We start from the raw sequence: 23452 nt of genomic DNA on the forward strand, positions 1-23452 counted from the left end.
TCTTTCCGAGACAAATCCACAGGCGACAAAGTTCTTTCGCTTGTGCAGCATGCGCGCCATGCCGTCCTTCACCGAAGCCGGGCTGATCGCCCTCGCCGCCGCCGCCCGTGCCGCCAGCCGGGGCGATCCCTTCGCCAATCCGGTGCTGTCGGTCGCCCTGGCCCTGAGCCGGCAGCTGGACGAGGCCCAGGCCTCCCATGCGGATATGGCCGATGCGCTGCGGCAGATCGGCCGCGCCGCCTTCCTCGACCGCGCGCAACGCCTGGCACATGCCGCCGGCGTCGGGCTGGCGGGGGCGGATGCGGCGCTGGCCAGCCTCGCCACCCGCCTGGCTCGCCCCGACCCGGATGACAGCCCGGTGCCGCTGGCCACCTTCCGCGCCGCCTGCGAGCGGCCCCGCGCCGCCGCCGTCTTCACCGCCCACCCGACCTTCAGCCTGCCGCGGGAATCGACGCGGGCGCTGGCCCAGGCGGCGGGCGGCCTGCCGCTGCCCGATCCGCTGCCGCTCCGCCCCACCGCGCCCACCCTCACCGAGGAGTTCGAGCAGGCCGCCGCCGCCATCGCCAATGGCCGCGATGCGCTGGACCGGCTGGCCGCCGCCTTCCTCGGCACCGCCCGCGCCATCTGGCCGGACCGCTGGACACAGCTCAACCCGCGCCCCGTCATCCTGGCCTCCTGGGTGGGTTATGACACGGATGGCCGCACCGATATCGGCTGGCACGACACGCTGCGCCTGCGGCTGCGGATGAAGCGGCTGCAACTGGCCCGCCTCGCCGCCCAGATCGCCGCCCTGCCGGAGGATTGCACCGCCGCCCTGCGCGGCCGGCTGGAGGAGGCGCTGGCGGCGGTCGAGGCCCAGATCGAAGCCTGCCCTCCCACCGGTCCGGTGAAGCCGGAAGCGGCGCAGGCCTTCGCCCAGGCTCTCGTCGGGCAGCGGGAGGCCGCCCTCACCACGCCGCAGCCGCTGGTCGAGCTTTTCCCCACCGCCATCGCCGCAGCGCCGGAGGAGCAGACACGGCTTGCCCTCTGCGTCGCCCGGGCCGGGCTGGTGGCGCATGGCCTCTCCCTGGCGCACACCCATGTGCGGCTGAACGCCGCCCAGCTGCACAACGCCGCGCGGCTGCGCTTCCCGCATCTCGGTAGCGGCCCGGAGGACCCGGCGCGCCGCCGCGCCCTCTTCGCCGCCATCAACACGGCGCTGGAGGAGGTCTCGGCCGAGCCGGTCGACATGGGCGGGCTGATGGCCGAGCAGGCCTCCGCCGCGCGGCTGATGATGACCGTGGCGCAGATCGCCAAGCATATCGACGCCAGCCAGCCCGTCCGCTTCCTCGTGGCCGAGACGGAGAGCGGCTACACCCTGCTCGCCGCCCTGCTGCTGGCGCGCCTTGCCGGCGTCGAGGACCATGTGGAGATCTCCCCCCTCTTCGAGACCGCCGAGGCGCTGGAGCGGCGCGGCGAGCGGGTGGTGGAGGAGGCGCTGCGCAGCCCGCACTGGCGGGCGCATCTGCGCCGGGTGGGGCGGCTCTGCCTGCAATTCGGCTACTCCGATTCCGGCCGCTATGTCGGCCAGGTCGCCGCCACCCACCTGATTGAGCGGCTGAAGCTGCGGGTGGTGGAACTGCTGGCGCGGCACGGGCTGCAATCGCTGGAGGTGGTGCTGTTCGACACCCATGGCGAGGGCCTCGGCCGCGGTGGCCACCCCGACGGGCTGGCGGCGCGCTTCGACTACCTCGACCCGCCTGCCGTGCGCGCCGCCTTCGCCGCCCGTGGCATCCCGACGCGGGTGGAGACCTCCTTCCAGGGCGGCGACGGCTACCTGCTCTTCGGCACCCCCTCCCTGGCGCACGCCGCCGTGGCGCGCATCGCCGAGCACGCCTTCGCGCCGCTCCCCGGGGGCGAGCCGGACCCGGTCTATGCCGAGGGCGGCTTCGCCACCGACCTGTTCGCCGGGGCGCGGGCCGCCTTCAACGGGCTGGTGGAGGATCCGGGCTATGCCGCGTTGCTCGGCGCCTTCGGCCCGGCGCTGCTGGACCGCACCGGCAGCCGCCCCGCCAACCGGCAGAGCGACACGGGCGGCCCCGCCACCATCCGCCACCCGCGCGAGCTGCGCGCCATCCCGAACAACGCCGTCCTGCAGCAACTCGGCTTTCCGGCCAATTTGATGCACGGCCTCGGCCATGGCGCGGTGCAGGAGACGGAGGCCTTCGCCGACCTGCTGCGCCGCAGCCCGCGCTTCGCCAACGCCCTGGCCTTCGCCCGCGCCGGCCTCGCCCTCTCGGATGCCGATGTGCTGCTGGGCTATGTGGCAAGCCTCGACCCCGCCACCTGGCTGGCCCGCGCCGCGCAGACCCGCCGCCCCGGCCGCGCCGCCGCCCTGCTGGCCGTGGCCACCGCCCTGGAGGAGCTGCGCCTGGGCGACCCCGCCCGCGCCGTGTTCCGCCGCCTGAAGGCGGACGACCTCGCCCTCCGCGCCGCCTGGCCGTCCGACCTGCCGATCCCGCCGGGGGCCATCGGCGGCGGCCCCGGCGTGCCGCGCATGAGCGACCGTCTCTTCGCCCTGCACGCGCTGCGCCTCTGCCTGATCCACCGAATCTGGCTGCTGGCGGTGGAAGTGCCGGATTTCTCTCCCCGCCACGGCCTCACGCGGGAAGGGCTGGTGCAGCGCCTGCTGCGGCTGGACGTGGAGGGCGCCGTGGCCCTGCTCGACCAGGTCTTCCCCATCGCCGACCCGCCCGGCGCCGAGCTGGACTTCGCCGAGCCGCCGGCGCCCCGGCATGGCGGCTATGGCCGCGAGCAGGAGGAGATCATCCGCCCGCTGCGCGAGCTGTTCAGCCTGGTGCGGGAGGTGAGCGCGGTGGTCTCGCTGGAATGCGGCGCCTTCGGCTGAGGCTGGCCCGCCCGGGCGGGACGGGCCTATCCTCCCCCCGCCGCCCTTCCGGGCGGGGGGAGACGAATGCATGGACGTGAACGGCACGTTGATCGCGCTGGTGGTGCTGGTGCTGCTGGCGGTCCTCACCGCCTTCAAGGGCATCCGCACCGTGCCGCAGGGCGAGGCCTGGACGGTGGAGCGCTTCGGCGCCTTCACCCGCGTCCTGCCGCCCGGGCTGAACCTGATCATCCCCTATATCGACGTCATCGGCCGCCGCATGAACGTGCAGGAGACGGTGCTCGACATCCCCGAACAGGCCGTCATCACGCGGGACAACGCCAATGTCTCGGTCGATGGCGTCGTCTACTACCGGGTAATGGACCCGGAGAAGGCCGCCTATCAGGTGCAGAACCTGACCCAGGCGCTCACCGCCCTGGCCATGACCAACATCCGCGCCATCATCGGCGAGATGGACCTCGATTCCGCGCTTTCCTCGCGCGACAAGATCAACACCCACCTGCTCGGCGTGCTGGACGGCGCCACCGACCCCTGGGGCGCCAAGGTGACGCGCGTCGAGATCCGCAAGATCGAGCCGCCGGCCAACCTCGTCATCGCCATGAACACGCAGATGATCGCCGAGCGGGAGCGCCGCGCCACGGTGATGCGGGCGCAGGGTGAGCGGGAGGCGGCCATCGCCCGCGCCCAGGGCGAGAAGGAAGCCCAGGTGCTGGAGGCGGAAGGCCGGCTGGAGGCCGCGCGCCGCGACGCCGAGGCGCGCGAGCGGCTGGCCGAGGCCGAGGCCGCCGCCACCCGCTCCGTCGCCGCCGCGGCGCGCGAGGGCGGCGAGGCGGCGCTGAACTACTTCATCGCCGAGCGCTACATCGCCGCCTTCGGCCAGCTCGCCGGCAACCCGGCCTCGAAGCTGGTGGTGGTGCCGATGGAGGCCTCCGGGCTGGCGGGTGGCATCGCCGGCGCGGTGGAGATGTTCCGCAACGCCACCCTGCCGCCCATGGCTGGCCCGGCGGCGCCCGGCCCGGCGCCAGGGGGTGCCCCTCGTCGTGGCCCGGTGCCGGAAACCCGGCCCGGCCCCTGGATCGATCCGGGCGCCGCCCCGTGAGCCTGCCCTGGTCGGTCTGGGTGGTGGCCGGGCTGCTGATGATGGCGGCCGAGATGCTGCTGCCCGGCGCCTTCCTGATCTGGGTAGGGGCGGCGGCGCTGGGCACCGGGCTGCTGGTGCTGCTGCTGGACCCTTCCCTGCCGGTGGCGCTGCTGGCCTTCGTGCTGCTGCTGGGGCTGGGCATCGGCCTGTCGCTGGCCTGGCTGCGGCCGCGCGCCGCCGCCCGGCGCAGCACGGTGAACGCCCCCGGCTCCGGGCTGGTCGGCCGCGCCGGGGTGATGCTCGCCGCCGACCGGGTGCGCGTCGGGGATTCCGACTGGCCCGCCCGCCCGCTGGAGGGCGCCGCCCCCGGCAGCACGGTGCGGGTGGTGGCGGTGGAGGGCCTCACCCTGCTGGTGCGGCCGGAGGGTTAGGCGCCGCCCGCCCGCAGCGCCGCCAGCACCCGCTCCGGCGTCGCCGGCAGGTCGAGCCGCGCGCCGCCCACGGCGTCGCGCAGGGCGTTCCAGACGCAGGTGGCCAGCAGCAGCGGCGGCTCGCCCACCGCCTTGCTGCGGAAGATGGTGTTGGCCCGCGCCGGCGCGTCCTCCAGCATGCGCAGGTTGAATTCGGCCGGCATCTCGCGCGAGCCGGGGATCTTGTAGGTGGAGGGGCCGAGGGTACGCAGCCGCCCGTCCGCGTCCCACCACAACTCCTCGCAGGTCAGCCAGCCCTGGCCCTGGAGGAAGGCGCCCTCGATCTGGCCGCGGTCGATCGCCGGGTTCAGGCTGCGGCCGCAATCCTGCACCAGATCGGCGCGCAGCACGCGGTATTCGCCGGTGAGGGTGTCCACCAGCACCTCGGCCAGGGCGGCGCCGTAGGAGAAGTAGAAGAAGGGGTGGCCGCGCATCGCCACCGGGTCCCAGTGGATGTCGGGCGTCCTGTAGAACCCCGTGGCGGAGAGGCTGACGCGCTGCGCCCAGCAGAGCTGCGCCAACTCGCCGAAGCGCATGCGGTGGTTGCCGGCCGAGACGTGGCCATCGGCGAAGATCACCTCCTCCTCCGGCACGCCCCAGGCCGTGGCGGCGATGCCGGCCATGCGCGCGCGGATGGCGCCGGCGGCGGCGTGCGCCGCCCAGCCATTCAGGTCGGAGCCGGTGGAGGCGGCGGTGGGGGCGGTGTTGGGCACCTCGGCGGTGGAGGTGGCGGTGATGCGGATGCGCTCCACCTCCACCCCGAACACCTCCGCCACCACCTGGGCGATCTTGATGAACAGCCCCTGCCCCATCTCGGTGCCGCCATGGTTCAGGCGGATCGAGCCATCGGTGTAGACATGCACCAGGGCGCCCGCCTGGTTCATCGCCATGATGCCGAAGGAGATGCCGAAGGCGAGCGCGAAGCCGCCGAGGCCCCGGCGCAGGGTGGGGTGGGCGGCGTTGAAGGCGTCTGCCTCGGCGCGGCGGCGCTTCCACGCCGCGCCCGCCTTCGCCTCGGCCCAGACGCGGCGGATCAGCTCGCCTTCCAGCCTCTGGCCATAGGGCGTCTCGGCCCCGTTTGGCCCACCCGCGAAGTTCCGCTCGCGCAGTTCGTCCACCGGGCGCCCCGTGGCGCGGGCCGCACTGAACAGAACGTCTTCCATCAGCAGGGCGCCCTGCGGGCCGCCGAAGCCGCGGAAGGCGGTGTTGCTCACCGTGTTGGTCTTGCAGGCGAGGCCCGTCACGCGCAGCGCCGGCACGTCATAGGCGTTCAGCGCGTGGGTCACGGCGCGGAAGATGACGCCGGCCGAGAGATCCAGGCTGTGTCCGCCATCGGCGGCCAGCGTCGCGTCCAGCGCCAGCAGGCGGCCTTCCGCGTCGCAGCCGGCGCGCCAGCGGAAGAGGAAGGGGTGGCGCTTGCCGGTGGCCGCCATGTCCGCGCGGCGGGAGAGGCGCAGCTTCACCGGCCGGCCCGTGGCGCGTGCCGCCAGCGCGGCGGCGGCGGCGATCCAGGAGGCGTTGCTCTCCTTGCCGCCGAAGCCACCGCCCATGCGCCGGCACTGCACGGTGACGCGGTTGTAGTCGCAGCCCAGCACGCGGGATGCGATGTGCTGCACCTCCGTCGGGTGCTGGGTGGAGGCGTGCAGGGTGATGTCCCCATCCTCGCCCGGCACGGCGAGGGTGATCTGCCCCTCCAGATAGAAATGCTCCTGCCCGCCGCAGCGGAATTCCCCGGCCAGCTTCACCGGCGCGGCCTCCAGCGCCGCCTGCCAGCCGCCGCGTTCGATCACCTGGGGCGGCATCAGCAGCGCCCCGGCCTCCAGCGCGGCCTCGATGGAGAGGATGGGCGGCAGCGGCGCGATCTCCGGCCGCAGCGCGGCGGCGCCGGCCAGGGCGGCATCCCGCGTGGCGGCCACCACCAGGGCGAGCGGCTGCCCCCAATGCTCCACCAGCCCCTCGGCGAAGAGTTTTTCCAGTGCCTTGCCGCTGGGGGAGATGTCGTTGCGGCCGGGCACCTCCGCCGGCCCCAGCACCGCCACCACGCCGGGCACGGCCCGCGCCGGGGCGAGGTCGAGCGGCGCCAGCCTGCCATGCGCCACGGGCGAGAGGGCCAGCGCCGCGTGCAGCGTGCCGGGCGGCTCGGGCAGGTCGTCGGTGAAGCGGGCGGCGCCGGTGGCGTGCTGCAGGGCGCTGTCCTGCCGCAGCGCGGCGCCCATGCCGGTGCGGGTGGCGGGAAGGGGCGGGGCGTCGGTCATGCCTGCACCTCCAGGGCCAGGTCAGGGCGGGCGATGCGCCAGTGGAGGCGGCGCAGCAGCCCCTGGGCGCTATGCAGCCGGTACTCCGCCCCCGCCCGCCAGTCGGAGAGCGGGGCGAAATCCTCCGCCAGCGCCTGCGCCGCGCGGGCAAAGGCCTCCTCCGTCACGGGCTGGCCGGCGAGCGCCGCCTCGGCGCGCGGGGCGCGGGCCACGGTGGCGGCCATGCCGCCGAAGGCCAGCCGCGCCTCCATCACCACGCCCCCCTCCAGCCGCAGCAGGAAGCCGGCGGCGACGGCCGAGATGTCCTGGTCGTGCCGCTTGGAGAGCTTCTCGCAGGCCAGGAAGGTGCCGTCCGGTGGGCGCGGGATCTCGACCCGCAGGATGATCTCGTCCGCCGCCAGGGCCGTCCGCCGGTAGCCGGTGATGAATGCGGCCAGGTCCAACACGCGCTCGCCCGCCCGGGCCGAGCCCAGCACCACCCGCGCCCCCAGCGCCAGCAGCGGCGGCAGCGTGTCGCCGATCGGCGAGGCGGTGCCGAGATTGCCGCCCAGCGTGCCGAGGCCACGGATCTGCCGCGAGCCGAGGCGGCGCAGATGCGCGGCGAAGGGCGCCATCTCCGGCGCCCGCGCCAGCAGGTCCAGCAGGCGGGCATAGGGCAGGGCCGCGCCCACGGTGAGCAGCCCCGGCGCCAGCGCGGCGGCCTGAAGCTCCGGCACGGCGCCGAGGGAGAGGATGCGCGCCGGCCGCTCCCGGTGCTCGGAAACGCGCAGGCCGAGATCGGTGCCGCCGGCCAGAAGCCATGCTTCGGGGTGGGCGGCGCGCAGGGCCAGCGCCGCCTCCAGCGTGGCGGGAGCGTGGAAGACCTGCCCGGGCACGGCAAATTCGCCGCCGCCCTCCAGCGCAGGCGCCGGGGCGGCGGGCGCCCCGTCATCCTCCAGCGCGGCGAAGACGCCGAGGATCGGGCGGTAGCCGGTGCAGCGGCAGAGATTGCCCGCCAGCGCCTCATGCGCCGCGCCGCCGCACCGGGAATGCGCCCAGGCGGACATGACGATGCCGGGCGTGCAGAAGCCGCATTGCGTGGCATCGGCCTCGGCCATGGCGCGCTGCACCGGGTGCGGCGCGCCATCCGCCGCCACCAGCCCCTCCACCGTGCGGAGCGCCCGGCCATGCATCTGCCCGAGCAGCGCCAGGCAGGCATTGACGGGGGTGCGGGCGCCATCCGCCGCCTCGATCACCACGGTGCAGGCGCCGCAATCGCCCTCGGCGCAGCCCTCCTTGCTGCCGGTGAGGCCCGCCCCCAGCGGCGCAGGGCCGCGCAGCCAGTCGAGCAGGGTCATGCCGGGGGGCGTGTCCGCCGGCAGGGTGCGGGGCTGGCCGTTCAGGGTGAGGACGATGCGGCTGCTCATGCCGGTCATCGAAGCAAATCCCGCCCCGCGGCGCCACGCGGCTTTCCGGCGACGGCTTGATCCAGCGCAAGGCGGGCGCGGCGCCGGCAGACTAATCCAGCGGCATGTCGCCCGAAACCGCCGCCCGCTACGCCGCCGCCGCGCTGCCGCGCTACACCTCCTATCCCACCGCGCCGCATTTCCAGCCGCTCGCCGAGCAGGATTACCGCCGCTGGCTGGCCGGCATCGGCGCGGCGGAGGCGCTCTCGCTCTACGTCCACATCCCCTTCTGCGAGAGCCTCTGCTGGTATTGCGGCTGCCACACCAGCGTGACGCGCCAGCCCGCGCGGCTCGCGCGCTACACCGGGGCGCTGCTCGACGAGGCGGCGCTGCTGGCTGCGGCGCTGCCGGCCTATGCGGGGGTCTCGGCGCTGCATCTCGGCGGCGGCACGCCCTCGGCCATCGGCGCCGCGGGGCTGGCGCGGCTGCTGGCCGGGCTGCATGACCGCTTCGCCTTCCGCGACACGGCCGAGCTGGCGGTGGAGCTGGACCCGCGCGTGCTGACGCCGGAGATCGCCGCCGCCCTGGCGGAGGGCGGCATCAACCGCGCCAGCCTCGGCGTACAGGATATCAACCCCGCCGTGCAGCAGCGCATCGGCCGGGTGCAGAGCAACGAGCAGGTGGCCGGGGCGGTGGCGATGCTGCGCGGGCAGGGCATCGGCGCCATCAACCTCGACCTGATGTACGGCCTGCCGGGCCAGGGCATCGCCCAGGTGGAGGCCAGCGCGCGCTTCGCCGCCGAATTGCAGGCGGACCGGGTGGCGGTGTTCGGCTACGCGCATGTGCCCTGGATGAAGCCGGCCCAGCAAGCGATCGACAGCGCCGCCCTGCCCGACGCCATGGCTCGGCTGGAGCAGGCGGAGGCCGCCGCCGCGGTGCTGGAGGGGGCGGGCTATCTGCGCATCGGCCTCGACCATTTCGCCTGGCCCTCGGACCCGATGGCACGGGCGGCGGCCGCCGGCACGCTGCGCCGCAACTTCCAGGGCTACACGACGGACACGGCGCCGGTGCTGCTCGGCCTCGGCGCCTCGGCCATCGGCCGCGCGCCGGCGGGCTTCGCGCAGAACCTGGCGGGCGAGCGGGACTGGCTGGCGGCGGTGGCGGAGGGGCGGCTGCCGGTGGCGCGCGGCCGCGCCCTCTCGGACGAGGACCGGCTGCGCGGCCGGCTGATCGAGCGGCTGATGTGCGAGCTGGAGCTGGACCTCGCCGCCGTGCCGGAGGCGGTGCTGGCCGCCGCACGGCCGCGCCTCGACGCGCTGCGGGCCGATGGCGTGGTGGCGGAGCGGCGCGGCTGGCTGCTGGTGCGGGAGCGGCGCTTCCTGCGCCATGTAGCGGCGGCGTTCGACGCCTATCTGGGCCAGGGCCCCGGCCGCCACAGCCAGGCGGCCTGAGAGAGGAGGGGGCGCCCCCAGGCGGGCGCGCCCCGGTCCCGTCGCGGCGTTACTTTACCTGCACGTAGCGCAGCGGGAAGTAGTTGTCCGCCGGCTGCACCAGCTCGATGTTGGTGCGCGTGGCCCACACCACCTGCTGCTGGTGCAGCGGGAGATAGAGGGCCTCGTCGTGGATGATCTTGCTGGCCTGCGTGATCATCGCGTTGCGCTTGGTCTCGTCGGACTCGACCGACATGTCCTGGATCAGCTTGTCCAGCGCGGCGTTGGAGAAGCCGCCATTGTTGAACACGCCGCGCGTGCCGTCGCGCGTGCCGGCCAGGTTGAAGAAGGCGTTGTGCGCGTCGTAGGTCGTCGGCGTCCAGCCCAGCATGTAGAAGCTGGTGTTGTAGTTGGGCGGGTTGATCTCGGCGAAGTAGCGCGCGCGGGTCTGCGCGTTCAGCGTCACCTTGACGCCCACGCGCGCCAGCATGGAGACGACGGCGGTGCAGATCGCCTCGTCGTTCACGTAGCGGTCGTTCGGGCAGTCCATCGTCAGGCTGAAGCCGTTCGGGTAGCCGGCCTCGGCCAGCAGCTTCTTGGCGGCCTCGGGGTCGTACTTGTAGCGGGTGTCGTTGGCTTCCTCGAAGCCGTTGACGCCGGGGCCGAAGATCTGGCCCGTGGGGCGGGACTGGCCGCGCATGACGCGGCTCTTGATCGCCTCGATGTCGATGGCGTGGTAGAAGGCCTGGCGGACGCGCACGTCCTTGAAGGGGTTCTTGCCCTTCACGTCGGACTTCAGCAGCTCGTCGCGCAGCTGGTCCATGCCGAGATAGATGGTGCGCAGCTCCGGCCCCTGCAGGATGCGGGTGTTCGGCGCGCGGCGGATGCGCTCCACGTCCTGCGGCGGCACGGTGTAGAGCATGTCCACCTCGCCCGAGAGCAGGGCGGCCACGCGCGTCGCGTCATTGGCGATGATGTTCAGCTCGACGCGGGTCAGGTTGTGCTGCGGCTTGTCCCACCAGCCGGCATTGGGCTCCAGCACGGTGCGGCGGTCGGGCTCGCGGCTGACCAGCTTGAAGGGCCCGGTGCCCATGGCGTTGCGGGTGGCGAAATTCTCCTCGCGCGAGGTCAGGTCGGCCGGGGTGGTGGCGTTGTTCTTCTCCGCCCACGCCTTCGACATCATCGCCCAGTTGGTGAGGCCCTGGGGCAGGATCGGGTCGGGCATCCGGGTGATGAAGTCGACCGTGTGGTCGTCGATCTTCCGCACCTCGGACACCGAGGCGATGACCGACTGCAGGTTGGAGCCCTTCGAGCGCACGCGCTGGACGCTGAACAGCACGTCGTCGGCGGTGAAGGGGGTGCCGTCGGAGAACTTCACGCCCTGGCGCAGGGTGAAGCGCCAGGAGGTCGGGCTGGTCTGCTCCCACTTCTCGGCCAGGGCCGGCTCCAGCTCCAGGTCACGGTCGCGCCGCACCAGGGGCTCGTAGATGTTGGCCATGAAGGAGAGGAGGAAGGTCTCCTGCCGCGTATACGGGTCCATCGAGTTGACGTCGCCGTCATTGGCCCAGCGGAAGGTCTTGGCATCGGCCGGCAGGCCGGCCAGCGCCGTGCCGGCGAGCAGCGCGGTGGCGAGGAGGATACGGCGCATCGGAAGCGGCTCCCTGGAGATTCGTTTGGCCACGGACGTTAAGGCCTTTTCGGCGGCCCGCAATGGGGGAGCGCGGGGAGAGCGCGGGGGTCAGCCGGCGCGCAGGTGCTCCTGCAGCCGCGGCATCAGCTCCACCAGGTTGCAGGGCTTGTGGCGGCTGTCGAGCTGGAAGCGCAGGATGTCGTCCCACCCGTCCTTCACCGCGCCGGAGGAGCCGGGCAGCGCGAACAGGTAGGTGCCCCCCGCCACGCCGCCCAGGGCGCGGGACTGGATGGTGGAGGTGCCGATCTTGGCGTAGCTCAGCATCCGGAACAGCTCGCCGAAGCCGCCGATCTCCTTCTCCAGCACGCGGGCGAAGGCCTCGGGCGTCACGTCGCGGCCGGTGATGCCGGTGCCGCCGGTGGTGATGCCGACATCGACCGCCGGGTCCGCCACCCATTCGCGCAGCACCGCCTCGATGGCGTCCGGCTCGTCGCGCACGATGCGGCGGGAATGCAGGCTGTGCCCGGCTGCCGCCACCCGCTCGGCCAGCAGCGCGCCGGAGCGGTCGGTGGCCAGGTCGCGCGTGTCGGAGACGGTGAGCACGGCGATGGAGACGGGCAGGAAGCGGAGCGATTCGTCGATCGGCATGTGGCGGGCCCTCTCGCGGTCTGGGGCGCGCGGCTCAGGCGGGGGCGACCATCACCCGGTTCCGCCCGGCGCGCTTGGCCGCGTACAGCGCGGCATCCGCTGCCGATATCATCGCCTCGGCCTCCACGCCACCGGCATTGCCGGCGATGCCGGCGCTGAAGGTGACGCTGAAGCTGGCGCTCTCCGTGTCGAAGGAGGCGGCGGCGAAGCGCTCGCGCAGGTGTTCGATGATGCCGTGCGCCTCCGCCGGCGCGGTGCCGATCAGCAGGGCGGCGAACTCCTCGCCGCCATAGCGGCCGATCACGTCGGTGCGGCGCAGCCGCTTCTGCAGGCTGCGCGCCAGGCCGCGGATCACCCGGTCCCCCACCAGATGGCCGTAATTGTCGTTCACCGACTTGAAGTGGTCGAGATCGAAGATCACCAGGCTCAGCGTGTGGCCGTGGCGGCGGGCGCGCTCCAGCTCCAGCACCAGCCGCTCCTTGAAGCGGGCATGGTTGAGCAGGCCGGTCAGGCTGTCGCTCTCCATCACGGCGCGCAGCGAACGGGCGCGCTCGGCGCGCAGCCGCACCAGCGTCACCAGCCGGTCGAGATCGACCGGCTTGGGGATGAAGTCGTCGCCGCCGAGGCGGCGGGCCAGGATCTGCCGCTGCGTGTCCTGCTCGGCCGAGAGGAACAGGATGGGCAGCGAGAGATGCCGCCGCGTCTGCCGGATCACCCGCGCCAGCTCGATGCCGTCGATCCCCGGCATCTGCAAATCCATCAGGATCAGGTCGGGCGCCGCGGCGGCGATCACCTCGATCGCCTGGGCGGGGTCGGAGACGCTGGTCACCTGCATCCCCGCCTGGCGCAGCGCCATGGCATAGGCGGCGGCCAGCAGCTGGTCGTCGTCGACGATGACGATGCTGTAGCGCGTCTCGGCGCGGGCGCCGGCGAAGTGGTCGAGCCAGTCGGCCAGCTCGTTCACCTCCAGCGGCTTGGCCACCAGCGCCTCCACCCCGGCGCGGGCGGCGGCGAGGCGGTTCTCGAAGGAGCTGTCCTCGGCCAGCAGGATCAGCGGGCAGCGGCCGGCGAGGCGGCGGCACACCGCCAGCGGGTCCGGCACCGCATCGTCGATCACCGCGGCGGAAAGCCGGCTCTCGGGCAGCATGCCCTCCAGCACCTCGCGCTCCGAGGCGCGCCTCACGCCATAGCCGAGATTGGCGATGACGGCGGAGAGCAGCGCCTGCTCCTCCGGCTCGGCGAAGAGGAAGATGGGCTCGCCATGCTCGGCCTGGCTGGCCTGGCCGGGGGCGTCGCCGGCCTCCTCGGCGCCGGCGGAGCCGGCCGCCCAGGCGGCGGCGACGGCTTCCACCTGGGCGCTGGCCTGGCGCAGCCGGTCGCCGCGCGGCGAGGGGGTGTCGCGCAGGCCGAGCAGCAGCAGCTCGAGCGGCGCCGCGGCCTTGGAGAGGCCGGGGAAGCCGAAGGTGCCGCCCGCGCCGGCCAGCCGGTGGGCCGAGGCCGCCAGCTCGCCCAGCCGGGCGCGGTCCACCGCGTCCCAGGGGCGGCGGGGCTGCAACGCCGCCCAGCCCGCCACCAGCTCGCGCACCCGCTCGCCCAGGCGCTGCACCCCGTCGGCGCGCAGGCGCCGCAGGGCATCGCGCATCTCCGTCTCGGCGCCCGCCAGCTCAGTCATCGCGCTTGGCCCAGATGGTGCGCACCATGGTCGAGAGCGTCATCGGGTCGAAGGGCTTCGAGATGACATCGAGCGTGCCGAGCGCCCGGTAGCGCGCCACCTCCTGCGGCTGCACCTTGGCGGTCATGAAGATGGCCGGCACACCGGCGATGGCGGGCAGGGCGCGCAGCCGCTCCAGCGTGGTGGGGCCGTCCATGCCGGGCATCATCACGTCCAGCAGCAGCAGCTGCGGCGCGAAGCCTTCCGCCTTCTCCAGCGCCTGCTCGCCGGATTCGCAGGGCTCGACGGTGAAGCCGCCCACCATCTTCAGCGCGAAGGTGGCCACCTTGCGCACATCGTGGTCATCCTCGACGTAGAGGATGCGCGAGAGCGCCTCGCCGCCCATGCCGCCATGGCTCATGCCAGCGTCTCCGTGTTCTGTCGTGCCTCGGGGTTCTGTCGTGCCTCGGGGCCGGCCTCGGCCCCGGGCGGGCGGGCGGCGTCCATCAGGTGGCGTATGGTGTCGTGCAGCACGCGGTTCTCGGTGCGGCTCTTCACCAGCGTGCCGGCTACCTCGCGCGCCGTGTGCTGGTCGGCGTCGGTGGCGGAGAAGATCAGCACCGGCGGCGGCCGGTCCATGGCGCGGATATCCTTGATCAGGTCGAGCCCGCTGCCATCCGGCAGGCCGAGGTCGATGATCACCAGGGCGAAGCGCAGCGTGCCGGCGAGCGCCGCGCGCGCCTCCGCCAGGTTGCGTGCCGGCACCAGCTGCGCCTCCTCGCCCATCACGGCGGAGACGACGCGGGTGATGTCCTGGTCGTCCTCCACGTGCAGGATGCGGGCGGGGCCCTCATTGCCCTGCAGGGCGCGGCGCAGCGCGTCGCGCAGCCGGCTCTGGCTGATCGGCTTGTCCAGCCAGTCCACCACCCCCACCGCGTCGCCGTTCAGCTCCCGCCGACCCTGCGCGGCGGTGGCGGAGATCACCACCACGGGCAGCGCCTTGCCGTCGGGGCGCTGGCGCAGGCGGCGGAACAGCGAGATGCCGTCCACGTCCGGCAGCATCAGGTCGAGCGTCATGGCGTCGAAGGACTGGCGGTCGAGCCAGGCAAAGGCCTCCTCGGCGTTGTGCGCGATCATCCCGTCCCAGCCATGCTCGTCGAGCAGCATCTGCAGCAGCATGGCGACCGAGGGCTCGTCCTCGACGATCAGCACGCGCGGGCGGCGCGCCTCCTGCGCGGGCGGCAGGGGCAGGGCCTCGCGGTCCACCAGCCGGGGCAGGGTGAAGAAGAAGACGGTGCCGCCGCCCTCGGCATCGGTGAAGCCCATGCTGCCGGCGTGGTGCTCGATGATGGCGCGGCTGATGGAGAGGCCGAGGCCGGTGCCGCCCTTCTGCCGCACATCGCTCGAATCCGCCTGGGCGAAGCGCTGGAAGATGCGGCCGCGGAAGGCCTGCGGGATGCCCGGCCCATGGTCGCGCACCTGGAAGGTCACGTCGCCTGCCTCGACCAGGAGGGAGAGCTCGACCTTGCTGCCGGCGGGGGAGAACTTGGCGGCGTTGGAGAGCAGGTTGGCCAGCACCTGCTGGATGCGCGCGACATCGGCATAGACATCGGCATCGGCCCTGCCGGCATCCTGCCGTTCGAAGCGCACGTTGAACTGGGCGGCGTAGGCGGCGTTGGCGGCCAGCGCCTGATCGAGCAGGGCATGGGCCGAGACCCGCTCGCGCCGGAACTCCAGCCGCCCCGCCTCGATCTTCTCGATGTCGAGGATGTCGTTGACCAGCAGCACCAGCCGCTCGGAGTTCTTGTGCGCGATGTCGAGCAGCTCGCGCACCTCCTCGGGCAGGGCGCCGGCGACGCCGCCGACCACCAGCCCGAGCGAGGCGCGGATGGAGGTGAGCGGGGTGCGCAGCTCGTGGCTGACGGTGGAGACGAACTCGCTCTTCAGCTCGTCCAGCCGGCGCCGCTCCGTCACGTCGCGCAGCACGCAGACGGCGGCGCTGTTGCCGCTCTCGGTGTAGCGGCCGATCGAGAGGTCGGCGGTGAAGACGCTGCCATCGGCGCGGCGGGCCTGCACCTCGCCCGAGCGCGCGCCATAGGAGGGCACCAGCGCCTGGATCGGGCTGCCGATGATCTCGGCCAGCGGCTGGCGGAACTGCCGCGCGGCGGCGGCATTGGCCACCTGCACCCGGCTGCCGGCATCGACCAGCAGGATCGGGTCCCGCGCATGGTCGAGGATGGATTGCAGCTGGCCGCGGCTGTCCCACAGGGCGGCGTTGGCGGCGTCGGCCGCCTGCTTGGCCTCCTCCAGCGCCTGGTAGCGCAGGGCGTTGCCGTGCAGGTAGCGGTAGAAGCCCCAGATCGCCGCCAGGGAGAGCGCGAGCAGCGCGCCGAAGAGCAGGACGAAGACCAGCCGCAGCTGCGCCACCCGCCCGGCGTAGTTCTCGTTGAATCGCTGCAGCTCGGCCCGCTCATGGGCCACCATCACGTCGATGCGGCTGGTCAGGCGGTTGCGCTCGCCGCTGGTCTCGCGCAGCAGCATCGCCAGGTCCATCCCCTCGCCAAGATCGCGCGCCAGGGTCCCGTTGAGCCGGGCGACGAACAGGTCCAGCGCCTCGCCCAGCTCGGCGGCGGCCGCCGCCTGCAGCGGGCTGTCGGCCGCAAGCTCCTTCAGCGTCTCCAGCCGCTCGCTCAGGCGCGCCAGGTTGGATTCGTAGGTGGCGCGCGAACTGGCGGGATTGCGCGAGAGGATGAGGTTGCGCTCCACCACGATCTCGAACAGCGTGTTGCGCATCTCCAGCAGCCCGGCCACCAGCCGGTGGCTGCCATCCATCGCCTCGCGCTGGGCGCGGCCGTCGCTCAGCACACGGCCCACCACCATGGCGCCCGTCAGCAGCAAGGCCAGGAGCACCACCGAGACGCCGAGCGTGGTGAGGCGGATACGGCGGAGCGGGCTGGCCATGGTGCAATCCGGTGGCAGGCGGAGAGCGGCGGATGCCGCTCCGGCGCGGGATGCGCCCGCTGCACTTCGCACGCGCAGGGGGCGCCGTGCAACTACCGGAAATAGCAGCGATTTTTCAAAAAAATCAGCACAATTCGCGAATTTCTGGACGGGCCGGGCCGCCGGGCGGCGGTCCGGCCCGGGCCATTCACCGGGCGGCCGTGCGCGTCACGCCGCGCAGCGGCGGCTGCTCGGCCAGTTCCAGAGGCGCGCTGCCGAAGCGCGGGAAGTCGCCGCCCGCCAGCGCGTCCAGGCTCGGCGAGGGCAGGCCGAGACGGCTGGCATAGATCCAGGAATAGGACAGCACGCGCTGCACGAAGACCCGCGTCTCGCCCACCGGGATGGATTCGAGGAACAGGAACGGATCGTCCTGGTGCCGCACGTTCGGCGCCCAGCGGCCGACATTGCCGGGGCCGTTGTTGTAGGCGGCGAGCAGGCGGATCAGGTCGCCATCCACCACCTCGCGCGCCGTCAGGTGGTGCAGGTAGCGCTGCGCCAGCTCCAGCGAGAAGGCCGGGTCGTGCAGCCGGCGCAGGCCGCCGGCGCCGCGCAGGCTGGGGTCGCCCAGGATGTAGGCGGCGGTGGCGGGCATGATCTGCATCAGCCCGCGCGCGCCCACGGGCGAGACCGCCTTCGGGTCGAAGCGGGATTCCTGCAGCGCCAGGCCGTAGAGCAGGGCCGGGTCCACCCGGAAGCCGCTCAGCGGCTCCAGCTGCGGCATGGGGAAGCGGTCGTAGTCGCGCGGGCGGCCGTCATTGGTCTGTGCCAGCGCGGCCACCTGCGCGGCGAGGTCGGTCATGCCCGCCTGGCTGGCCACCGCCAGCATGGCGCGGGAGAGGCCGGAATTGCCCTGCGCCATCGGCCAGAGCCGGCGCAGCTCCTGCTCCGCCCGCTCCCTCTGGCCGATCTGCAGCAGGGCGAGCGCCCGCCAGCCGGCCGCGGTCTCGGCCAGCGCCGCGCCCTCGGCGGCCCCGGCCAGCTCGCGCTCCCAGGCGAAGCCGGGGGCCAGCCCCAGCACGCGCCGCGCCACCAGCCCGTAGAAGGTGCGCGGCTCCTGCGCGGCCTGGAGCATCCAGGGCACGTAGAGCTGCGGCCGGCGGGTGCGGATGGCGGCGCGCGCCGTCCAGAAGGCGGCGGCGGCGCGCAGCGCGGGGGTGGCGCTGTCGGCCCGCGCGGCGGCCTCGAACTGGGCCAGCGCCAGGTCCGGCCGGCCCATGCCCCAGGCCGAGAGGCCGGCGACGAAGGCCGGCTGCGCCGCCTGCGGGAAGCGCCGCGCGGCCTGGGCGGCGAGGCGGTGGGCCTCCTCGTCGCGCCCTTTGTGGAACAGGGCCAGCGCCGCCTCGCTCTGCCCGCGCGCCTCGGCGCTGAGGGCGCGGGCGGCGGGCTCGCGCTCCTCCGGCACCACATCCGTCTCGGCCGCCAGGTACTCGTCGGGCGGGGCGGGGGGCTGCGGCGCGTTGCGCGGCAGGCGGCGGCGCAGCATGGCGTGCACCAGGGCGGCGTCCGGGTGGTCGGAATACTCCGCCAGCCAGGCGTACAGCTCCGGCACCGTGGGCTCCGCCGCGCCCGGCTGGCGCCAGCGGTCGGCCAGCACATGGCCCATCAGCCGCCGGTCCTCCAACCGCTCGGCTTCCCGGGCCGCGCCGACCATGTCGCCTTGCGCCTGCAACCGGAAGATCCGGGTCAGGCGCGCCGCGTCGGACGGGGCCAGGGGATGTGGGAGTCCCGCCACGCCTGTCTCCAGGGTGGGGTGTGGGACACTCAAAGCCCGCTCAAGGGGGGCGGTCTCTCCGGCCCGTTGCGCCATGGCCGGGACCTGAGCCCCGACACACAGCGACGCCGCCCATCCCAGCCCGAGGGCGAGGACAGGTGAACGCAGGGCCATGGTGCAGAACGCTCGCATGGCGGATTGGCGTTAACCGGATGGAAGCGTTCGGGCAACTTCGGAACGCGCGACAAATCCCACGTCAAGAGACGAACTGCGCGATATCAGGAGAAACGACGAAAAAGTTCAATCACAATGACGTCAAGCTATCCCCCGGCGGGCGGGTTTTCGCCGTCCAGCGTGCGCCGCAGCAACAGGAGGTCGGCCCAGGCCTCGCGCTTGGCGGCCGGATTCCGCAGCAGATAGGCGGGATGCAGGGTGGGCAGCGCCGGCAGTGTGGCCGATTCGCCCGCCTGCTCCACCGGCATGGCGTGCCAGCGGCCGCGCAGCCGGGTGATGCCCTCCTTGGCCCGCAGCAGCGCCTTGGCCGAGACGCCGCCCAGCATCACCACATGGCGCGGCTTCACCAGGGCGATGTGGCGCAGCACGAGCGGCAGGAACTGGGTGATCTCGGCATCGGTGGGCGTGCGGTTGCCGGGCGGGCGCCAGGGCAGGATGTTGGTGATGTAGAAGGCGCGCGCCGGCTCCTCCGCCGCGCGGTCCAGCCCGATGCTGGCCAGCATCCGGTCGAGCAGCTGGCCGGAGACGCCGACGAAGGGGCGGCCGAGCCGGTCCTCGTCGCCGCCCGGCGCCTCGCCGATGAGCATCAGCCCGGACTCCGGGTTGCCATCGCCGAAGACGAGGTTGGTGGCGGTGTCGCGCAGCGGGGTGGGCACTTCCCGCATCGCCTCGCGCAGCGCCTCCAGGCTGTGCGCGGCGGCGGCCAGGCTGGCGGCGGCCTGCACCGGCTGCGGCGGCGGCGCGGCCAGCCGGTCCAGCGGCGCCTCGGCCAGGGCCTCGTCCGCGCCCCAGTCCAGTTGCAGCCGCAGCGCGGCGAGCAGGGCCTCGGTCTCGGAGAGGTCGCGGGGGGCGGCGTTCATGGCTCCCGCCATATCGGGGCGCGATGGGGTTCCGCGCAACCCGCGATCGGGCTAAGGCGCTGGGTGCGGGACGACAAAGGGAGAACGGCAAGGTGTCCGAGCGCGAGAGCATGGAATTCGATGTGCTGATCGTCGGTGCCGGCCCGGCGGGGCTGGCGGCGGCGATCCGGCTGAAGCAGCTCTCGCCGGAGGCGGCGGTCTGCGTGGTGGAGAAGGGCTCGGAGGTCGGCGCCCACATCCTCTCCGGCGCGGTGATCGAGCCGCGCGCGCTCGACGAGCTGCTGCCCGACTGGCGCGACGATCCGCCGGGCCTGGCCACCCCCGCCGGCGAGGACAGCTTCATGTTCCTCACCGAGACGAAGGCCTACAAGCTGCCGACGCCGCCGCAGATGAACAACCACGGCAACTACATCGTCAGCCTGGGCAATGTCTGCCGCTGGCTGGGGGCGAAGGCCGAGGCGCTGGGCGTCGAGATCTACCCGGGCTTCGCCGCCTCCGAGACGATCATCGAGGAGGGCGTGGTGCGCGGCGTCGTCGCCGGCGTCATGGGCATCACGCGCGAGGGCGAGGAAGGGCCGAACTACCAGCCGGGGATGGAGCTGCGCGCCCGCTACACCCTGTTCGGCGAGGGCTGCCGCGGCTCGCTGACCAAGCGCCTGCACGAGACCTTCGGCCTGCGCGAGGGCGTGCAGCCGCAGACCTATGCCCTCGGCATCAAGGAGCTGTGGGAGATCCCGAAGGAGCGGCACACGCCGGGCAAGGTGTGGCACTCCGTCGGCTGGCCGCTGAAGAGCGACACCTATGGCGGCGCCTGGCTCTACATGCTGGGCGAGAACCTGGTCTCGATCGGCTTCGTGGTGGGGCTCGACTACCCCAACACCTGGCTCTCCCCCTTCGACGAGATGCAGCGCTTCAAGACCCACCCCGAGGTGCGCAAGATGCTGGAGGGCGGCAAGCGCATCGCCTACGGCGCCCGCGCGCTGAACGAGGGCGGGCTGCAATCCATCCCGAAGCTGGTGTTCCCGGGCGGCGCGCTGATCGGCGACACGGCGGGCTTCCTCAACGTGCCAAAGATCAAGGGCACCCACACCGCGATGAAGACCGGCATGCTGGCCGCCGAGGCCGCCGCCGCCGCCCTGGCCGACGAGGCCGCGCCGCCGGTGCTGGAGAGCTACCCCGAGGCGCTGCGCGCGAGCTGGGTGTGGGAGGAGCTCTCCTCCGTCCGCAACATCCGCCCCGGCTTCGCCAAGTGGGGGCTGTATGGCGGCATGGTCAACGCGGCGCTGGAGACCTACCTGTTCCGCGGCAAGGCGCCCTGGACGCTGCCGCACCACTACGACCACAAGGCGACGAAGCCCGCCGCCCAGTCCGAGAAGATCGCCTACCCCAAGCCGGACGGGAAGCTGACCTTCGACCGCCTCTCCTCGGTGTTCCTGTCGAACACCAACCACGAGGAGGACCAGCCGGCGCACCTGAAGCTGAAGGACCCGGCCAAGTGGCGCCCGGTGAACTGGGAGACCTACCGCTCCCCGGAATCGCGCTACTGCCCGGCCGCCGTCTACGAGGCGGTGGGCGCCGAGGAGGGCGAGCCGCGCCTGGTGATCAACGCGCAGAACTGCGTGCACTGCAAGACCTGCGACATCAAGGACCCGGACCAGAACATCGACTGGTGCACGCCGGAAGGCGCCGGCGGGCCGAACTACATCGGCGGCATGTGACGCCGCCGCACGGGCCGGGGGGCATCTCCCCCGGCCCGTGCCGCCTCAGCGCCAGCCGTAATCGGCGCGCGAGCAGGTCTCGATGCCGCGCCGCTCCTGCGACTGGCCGTTGGCGTAGACCACCTTCATGTCCACCGTGCAGCTGCGGCCGGAGGGCAGCTCCACCCAGTGGTCGCTGCCCGGGTCCAGCGTCTCGTCGCCCAACCGGTCGCGTCCCCAGTTCCGCTCGGTGCTGAGCGAGACGTAGAGCTCGCGGATGACCGAGCCGGTGCGGTTGACGAAGCTGAAGGAGGGGTCGCCCGCGGCGCGCGAGACGCTGCCGCCCGCGCCGCCGCCGCCGTTGCGCACCGTGGCCCCCGCGCCGCCGCCATTGCCGAACACCACGCGCGAGAGGCTGCAGGCGTTGACGTTGCGCCGCTCCTCCTCGCGCCCGCCCTGGTAGCGGACGCGGATGTCCAGCACGCAGTCGCTTGCCTGCGGCGTCACATGCACCTGCTCGCCCGGCGGCAGCACGGACTGGCCGAGGATGTCCGGCCCCCAGTTGCTCAGGCGCGAGGGGGAGACGTAGGCGCTCTCGATGGTCTGGCCGGACTGGTTGACCAGCCAGAAGCGGTTCTGCGCCGCGGCGGGGGAGAGGGTGGCGGCGGCCAGCCACAGGGCCAGCGCGGCCATCAGGGCACGCATGAGGGGGTCCTCCACGGAGTCGTCGATGGGGCGGCGGGCGGCGGGCGGCCGTCCTGCCGTCGCAACGATCCTGCCATGCCGCGGCAGGTTCCGCCATGACTGTCACGCCCAAGCTTCCCGAAGCGTTTCCCGCAAGAGCGAAAAGGTTCTAGGCTGCGGGGCATGGTCATGCTCGTCTCCCCGCGTCGCCTCGCCCTGCTGGCCGCCGCCCTGCTCGCCGGATGCGCGGCAGGCGGGGCGCCCGATGCCGCCGCCCCGCCCGGGGCCGGCGCGCCGCCCCGCATTACCGCCGCCGGAGCCTATCTGGCCGGCCGCTTCGCCGCCGCCGAGACCGACACCGCCAGCGCCGCCGACCAGCTGCTGGAAGCGCTGCGCCTGGCGCCGGAGGAGGAGGAGGTGCTGAACCGCGCCTTCCTCGCCACCGTGCTCGATGGCCGCTCGGAGGCGGTGCGGCTGGCCCGGCGCCTGCCGCGCAGCGAGCTGGCCGACATGCTGCTGGTCGGCGCCGACGCCATGGCCGGGCGCTGGGAGCGGGCCGAGACGCGGCTGCGCGCCATGCCGCGCGGCGGCTCGGGGCAGGTGCTGCAGCCGCTGCTGCTGGCCTGGGCGCAGGCCGGGCGCGGCGCCACCGATGCCGCGCTCGCCACGCTGCGGCCGCAGATCGAGGGCAACCGCCTGCGCGGCCTGGCCGCGCTGCACGCCGCCATGATCGCCGACCTCGCCAACCGCCCGCGCGAGGCGGAGCAGCTCGCCCGCATCGCCCTGGCCGAGACGGCGGACCTCAACCTGCGGCTGGTGCAGGTGGTGGCCGGCATCCTGGAGCGCGGCGGCAAGTCCGTGGAGGCGATGCGGCTGGTGGACAGCGTCACCGCCAGCGGCGACGAGCTGTCCCTGTACAGCACGCCGGAGGAGCGGCGGCGCCTGCTGCGCGGCCGCGCCGTGGCCTCGGCCGTGGAGGGCATGGCGGAGGCGCAGCTGGCGCTGGCCAGCGCGCTCCGCGGCCAGGCGGCGCCGGACCTGACGCTGCTGCTGGCCCGCCTCTCGCTGCGCCTGCGCCCTGACTTCGCCCCCGCCATGCTGCTCGCCGCCGACGCCCTGGCCGAGGAGCGCCACCCGGAGAGCGCGCTGGCCGTGCTGCGCGACGTGCCGCGGGACGACCCGCTGGCGCCGCTGGTGGCGCTGCGCCGCGCCACGCTGCTGGACCGGCTGGACCGGCCGGAGGAGGCGATCGCCACGCTGCGCCGCCTGGCCGAGCAGCGCCCGCAATCGCTGCAGCCGCAGGCGCGGCTGGGCGACCTGCTGCGCGGCCGCGAGCGCTGGGCCGAATCCGCCGAGGCCTACACCGCTGCCCTGGCGCGGGTGCCGCAGCCGGGGCGGGAGCACTGGCCGCTGTTCTACGCGCGCGGCATCGCGCTGGAGCGCGCCGGCCGCTGGGAGCAGGCGGAGGCCGATTTCCAGCGCGCCCTCGCGCTCTCGCCCGAGCAGCCCTACGTGCTGAACTACCTGGGCTACACCTGGGTGGAGCATGGCACGCGGCTGCCCGAGGCGCGCGCCATGCTGGAGCGCGCCGCCGAGCTGCGCCCGCAGGACGGCAACATCGCCGACAGCCTGGGCTGGGCGCTCTACAAGCTGGGCGACCTGCCGGCGGCGATCCGCTGGATGGAGAAGGCGGTGGAGCTGGAATCGCGCAACAGCGTCATCAACGACCACCTGGGCGACATCTACTGGGCCGCCGGCCGGCGGGTGGAGGCGCAGTACCAGTGGCGCCGCGCCCTGACGCTGGAGCCGGAGCCGGGCGACGCGCCGCG

Annotated in this window: 16 protein-coding genes; 6 read left to right on the forward strand and 10 right to left on the reverse strand. The window is 73.5% G+C overall.

Translation table 11 applies throughout. The annotated features are described in order from the left end of the window. The first annotated feature begins 58 nt into the window (after positions 1-58). The 3 genes from ACZJYS_RS11275 to ACZJYS_RS11285 all read left to right on the forward strand — a co-directional run bounded on the left by ACZJYS_RS11275 (position 59) and on the right by ACZJYS_RS11285 (position 4399). Positions 59-2887, forward strand: a complete 2829-nt coding sequence (locus ACZJYS_RS11275; RefSeq protein WP_493178051.1) for a phosphoenolpyruvate carboxylase — start codon at positions 59-61, stop codon at positions 2885-2887. Positions 2888-2957: 70 nt separating this feature from the next. Further along, positions 2958-3986, forward strand: coding sequence for an SPFH domain-containing protein (locus ACZJYS_RS11280; protein ID WP_493178053.1), 1029 nt, complete (start codon positions 2958-2960; stop codon positions 3984-3986). After that, positions 3983-4399, forward strand: coding sequence for an NfeD family protein (locus ACZJYS_RS11285; protein WP_379652129.1), 417 nt, complete (start codon positions 3983-3985; stop codon positions 4397-4399). Before ACZJYS_RS11280 ends, ACZJYS_RS11285 begins: the two co-directional genes overlap by 4 nt. Here the strand turns inward: ACZJYS_RS11285 and xdhB are convergent. Together xdhB and ACZJYS_RS11295 are read right to left on the reverse strand one after the other, a co-directional pair. Next, positions 4396-6693: a xanthine dehydrogenase molybdopterin binding subunit gene (xdhB, locus tag ACZJYS_RS11290; RefSeq protein ID WP_493178059.1), complete on the reverse strand. Its 2298-nt coding sequence runs from the start codon at positions 6691-6693 to the stop codon at positions 4396-4398. The two genes, ACZJYS_RS11285 and xdhB, sit on opposite strands and share 4 nt — an antisense overlap. Then, positions 6690-8108, reverse strand: coding sequence for an FAD binding domain-containing protein (locus ACZJYS_RS11295; protein ID WP_493178062.1), 1419 nt, complete (start codon positions 8106-8108; stop codon positions 6690-6692). Before ACZJYS_RS11295 ends, xdhB begins: the two co-directional genes overlap by 4 nt. A 95-nt stretch (positions 8109-8203) precedes the next feature. Here ACZJYS_RS11295 and hemN point away from each other — a divergent pair, with 95 nt between their 5' ends. Continuing rightward, positions 8204-9529, forward strand: coding sequence for an oxygen-independent coproporphyrinogen III oxidase (gene hemN, locus ACZJYS_RS11300; protein ID WP_109518485.1), 1326 nt, complete (start codon positions 8204-8206; stop codon positions 9527-9529). 49 nt (positions 9530-9578) lie between these two features. On the opposite strand, the gene ACZJYS_RS11305 is transcribed toward hemN, so the two are convergent. From ACZJYS_RS11305 to ACZJYS_RS11335, 7 genes are all read right to left on the reverse strand, one after another. Beyond that, positions 9579-11156, reverse strand: a complete 1578-nt coding sequence (locus tag ACZJYS_RS11305; protein ID WP_109518484.1) for an ABC transporter substrate-binding protein — start codon at positions 11154-11156, stop codon at positions 9579-9581. 90 nt (positions 11157-11246) lie between these two features. Continuing rightward, positions 11247-11786: a molybdenum cofactor biosynthesis protein B gene (gene moaB, locus ACZJYS_RS11310; protein WP_109518483.1), complete on the reverse strand. Its 540-nt coding sequence runs from the start codon at positions 11784-11786 to the stop codon at positions 11247-11249. A gap of 34 nt (positions 11787-11820) precedes the next feature. Beyond that, positions 11821-13458 carry a diguanylate cyclase gene (locus tag ACZJYS_RS11315; RefSeq protein WP_109518482.1) on the reverse strand — a complete coding sequence of 546 codons (1638 nt, stop codon included), beginning with the start codon at positions 13456-13458 and terminating at the stop codon, positions 11821-11823. Continuing rightward, positions 13451-13858 (reverse strand): response regulator, encoded by a 408-nt coding sequence (locus ACZJYS_RS11320; RefSeq protein ID WP_245906587.1) that lies wholly within the window; start codon positions 13856-13858, stop codon positions 13451-13453. Before ACZJYS_RS11320 ends, ACZJYS_RS11315 begins: the two co-directional genes overlap by 8 nt. Further along, on the reverse strand, positions 13855-16398 hold the full coding sequence (locus ACZJYS_RS11325; RefSeq protein WP_379652124.1) for an ATP-binding response regulator: 2544 nt from the start codon (positions 16396-16398) through the stop codon (positions 13855-13857). Before ACZJYS_RS11325 ends, ACZJYS_RS11320 begins: the two co-directional genes overlap by 4 nt. Positions 16399-16585: 187 nt before the next feature. Further along, positions 16586-18169, reverse strand: a complete 1584-nt coding sequence (locus ACZJYS_RS11330; protein ID WP_245906586.1) for a lytic transglycosylase domain-containing protein — start codon at positions 18167-18169, stop codon at positions 16586-16588. Between the two features lie 299 nt (positions 18170-18468). Then, entirely contained in the window at positions 18469-19242 is a 774-nt protein-coding gene (locus tag ACZJYS_RS11335) for a uracil-DNA glycosylase (RefSeq protein WP_493178083.1), read from the reverse strand. Positions 19243-19352: 110 nt separating this feature from the next. Between ACZJYS_RS11335 and ACZJYS_RS11340 the strand changes: the two genes are divergently transcribed. Beyond that, positions 19353-20960: an electron transfer flavoprotein-ubiquinone oxidoreductase gene (locus tag ACZJYS_RS11340; protein WP_181378241.1), complete on the forward strand. Its 1608-nt coding sequence runs from the start codon at positions 19353-19355 to the stop codon at positions 20958-20960. A gap of 45 nt (positions 20961-21005) precedes the next feature. Here the strand turns inward: ACZJYS_RS11340 and ACZJYS_RS11345 are convergent, their stop codons facing one another. Beyond that, positions 21006-21644 (reverse strand): Tat pathway signal protein, encoded by a 639-nt coding sequence (locus tag ACZJYS_RS11345; RefSeq protein WP_109518476.1) that lies wholly within the window; start codon positions 21642-21644, stop codon positions 21006-21008. A gap of 162 nt (positions 21645-21806) precedes the next feature. Between ACZJYS_RS11345 and ACZJYS_RS11350 the strand changes: the two genes are divergently transcribed. Then, the coding region (locus ACZJYS_RS11350) for a tetratricopeptide repeat protein (protein ID WP_493178086.1) at positions 21807-23452 on the forward strand (1646 nt) is incomplete at its 3' end.

The organism is Roseomonas sp. TS2, from assembly GCF_058833935.1.